Source organism: Actinocorallia lasiicapitis, from assembly GCF_054778695.1.
This window is the reverse complement of the sequence record NZ_BAAGZI010000552.1, coordinates 1-2,917: the sequence shown is the minus strand read 5'-3', so window position 1 is coordinate 2,917 and position 2,917 is coordinate 1. Positions and strand designations below refer to the sequence as shown.

4 protein-coding genes are annotated in these 2,917 nt (G+C 68.9%); 3 read left to right on the top strand and 1 reads right to left on the bottom strand.

Annotated elements, in window-relative coordinates; genetic code table 11:
* Positions 1-380: 380 nt before the first annotated feature.
* Positions 381-908 (bottom strand): ATP-binding protein, encoded by a 528-nt coding sequence (locus tag ACYVE7_RS31970; RefSeq protein ID WP_460370039.1) that lies wholly within the window; start codon positions 906-908, stop codon positions 381-383.
* A 142-nt stretch (positions 909-1,050) separates the two neighbouring features.
* Here ACYVE7_RS31970 and ACYVE7_RS31965 point away from each other — a divergent pair, with 142 nt between their 5' ends.
* The 3 genes from ACYVE7_RS31965 to ACYVE7_RS31955 all read left to right on the top strand — a co-directional run.
* Positions 1,051-1,275 carry a DUF397 domain-containing protein gene (locus ACYVE7_RS31965; RefSeq protein WP_460370041.1) on the top strand — a complete coding sequence of 75 codons (225 nt, stop codon included), beginning with the start codon at positions 1,051-1,053 and terminating at the stop codon, positions 1,273-1,275.
* A gap of 67 nt (positions 1,276-1,342) precedes the next feature.
* On the top strand, positions 1,343-2,239 hold the full coding sequence (locus tag ACYVE7_RS31960; RefSeq protein ID WP_460370037.1) for a helix-turn-helix domain-containing protein: 897 nt from the start codon (positions 1,343-1,345) through the stop codon (positions 2,237-2,239).
* A 242-nt stretch (positions 2,240-2,481) separates the two neighbouring features.
* A partial coding sequence (locus tag ACYVE7_RS31955; protein ID WP_460370035.1) for an AfsA-related hotdog domain-containing protein occupies positions 2,482-2,917 on the top strand: 436 nt, incomplete at its 3' end.

Genomic DNA, 2,917 nt, shown 5'->3' with positions numbered 1-2,917 from the left:
ACCGCGTACGGCGAGGCGACGCCCGACAGCAGGAACGAGCCGCCCTGGTCGGGCAGGGGAGTGTGCTCGGGGCACGCGCCGTCGATCCGTGCCGCCGCGCCGCGGACGGCGCGGACGTGCCGCGCCTCGGATGAGCCCGCCTGAAGCGGTCCGCCGACGTTCATGGCGCGCAACTGTAAGGAGAAGTCTCGATCATGTCGCCGCACCGTTCCGGAGCACTGTGCCAACTCCTCTTTACCCCGCTGGCGGCGCCAGAACGCCGGACGCGTCCTTTTCGGCATCGCGCGGCCCTGACGCGCCGCTCCGGCGGGAACGTCAGAGGAACTCAGAGGGAACTCAGAGGGAACACGGTGGGGGAACGGCCCGGGGGCGGGGCGGGGTCAGACCGCGAAGGACGCCCAGACCGCCTTGCCGCCGGTGGCCAGCGGAGCCCAGCCCCAGGCCTCGGATGTGCCCGCCACGACCTGGAGTCCGCGCCCGTTCTCGGCGAACTCGTCGGGCTCGCCGGGGACCGGCGCCGCACTGTTGGGGTCGGTGACGATCGCCAGGACCCGCTTGTCCTGCCGCATGAGGATGAGCTGGATGGGCGCGCGCGACAGGCGGTGTCTGCCGTGCAGGCCGTAGCGCAGCGCGTTGGTGACCAGTTCGGACACGACCACGCTCGCCTCGCACAGGACGTCGATGGCGTCCCAGTCCTTGAGGGTCGTGGTGGTGAACTCACGGGCCTTTCTCGGCGACCCCAGATCGCTGTTCAGCGGGCAGCGGGCGAGCCGCGTCGTCCCGTTGGCGGGCGGGGTGGGCCAGTGGCTCGACTCCAAGGTGGGAAGCAGCGCGGGCCACCGGGTCTCCTCGGGGCAGGAGGAGACCGGCCGGTGGTGCACGACGCGAGGAGTCCGCTGGAGGGTCATGAGAGGTCCTGTCGCGGTCCAGTGATGCAGCGGGTGGGCGTCCGCTATCTTTCCCTCCGAGGCGTGCAGGTGCAAGGGCTCCTGCACGTGCATCCGTCCTTGCATGTGAGAAAGTCACCTTGGAACGGAGCAATGCCGGGGGATCACCGAAGTGGGGGTCGATGTGCACGCACAGCAGGTGTGGTTGAAGGCCGCCCGGAGCAATCCGAGCGGCAACTGTGTCGAACTGAGCGAACTGCCCAGCGGCGAGATCGCGATGCGGAACTCCCGGCACCCGGAGGGTCCGGTGCTGGTGTACACGCGTGAGGAGATCGAGGCGTTCATCGGGGGCGCCAAGGACGGTGATTTCGATCATCTGGTGGCGTAGCCACGGGGGGCTCCCCGTGGGATACTGATCCGTCCGTCGGACCCCTCGGCCCCACAGGGAGCCCTTGATGGCCAACGCGGAAGCCGCTTCCGTGCTCGACTTCTCCGCCAACACCGGCGGAGGCCCGACCGTGCTGCGCATCTTGCTGGGCGCGCAGCTGCGTCGGCTGCGCGAGGCCAAGAGCATCACCAGAGAACAGGCCGGCTACGCCATCCGCGCCTCCGATTCCAAGATCTCCCGGATGGAGCTCGGCCGCGTCTCCTTCAAGGAACGCGACATCGAGGACCTCCTCACCCTCTACGGCGTTACCGCCCGGGACGAGCGGGAGCGGGCGCTGCTGCTGGCCCGCCGCGCCAGCGCCAACGGCTGGTGGCACAACTACAGCGACGTCCTCCCGACGTGGTTCGAGAACTACATCGGCCTGGAGGAGGCGGCCAGCCGGATCCGCGCCTACGAGGTGCAGTTCGTGCCGGGCCTGCTCCAGCAGGAGGGCTACGCCCGCGCCGTCACCCTGCTCGGGCACGCCGCCGCGGCGCCCGAAGAGATCGACCGCAGGGTCGAGATGCGGATGAAGCGCCAGGAACTCCTCGACGCCGAACACGCGCCCCATTTGTGGGCCGTCGTGGACGAAGCCGTCGTCCGCCGCCCGATCGGCTCCAGCGCGATCATGCGGTCCCAGCTCGAGTTCCTGATCGAGTCCTGCGCCCGGCCGAACGTCACCCTCCAGGTCGTGCCGTTCGCGCGCGGCGGGCACGCCGCCGCCGGCGGGCCGTTCAGCATCCTGCGCTTCGCCGAGCAGGACCTGCCCGACGTCGTCTACCTCGAGCAGCTCACCAGCGCGGTCTATCTGGAGAAGCGCGACGACATCGAGCGCTATCTCGCCGTCATGGAGCAGTTGTGCGTCGAGGCCGAACCGGCCGCCGAGACCCCCGCCATACTCAAACGGCTGCTCGACGAGATCTGAGAACGATTCACTTCTCGGTCCGGTCGCAGGGAACTCCTGCGGCCGGACCTTTTTATATGTGCCGGATCGTCATACGCGTGCCATTCTCTGAATGTGGCCGACATTACAGCGTCGTTGACGATCAACAGCCCACATCCCTTGCAGGATAGGAGTTGTGCCCGCGCGCCGAGACGCGGACCATCGCTTTGTTAAGGGAATGTGAACGGTCTGTGCCGAATATGCTCTGATTTCGAGGACGGCTTGTGAGCGAACTGCTGGAACGGCTGGAAGACGACGTGGCGGCCCGTGCGCTCCACTTCGACAGGCCCCTGCCCCACCCGCTGGTCCACAAGTCGGGAATCGGCGAGGTCTTCCTCACCGACCACGCCCCGCTGCCCGGCGGCGGAATTCTCCTCGCGGGTGAACTGCCGGTCGCACACCGCTATTTCAACGACCTTCCCGTGCCGCGCCTCGATCTGATGCCGCTGCTCGAACTCTGCCGCCAGGGCTGCCTCGTCTTCGCCCACGCCCACCGCGGAGTGGCCGGAGACCGCCGGTTCGTGCTGCGCTCCCTGACCGGCCGGCTCACCGGGGCGCTCCCGGCCCGCCGCGTCCTCGCCGAGGCCCAGATCGTCCAGGCCGCGCCGCGCGCCCTCACCCTGGACTTCACGGTCCGCGACGAGGACGGCGCCGGCCTCG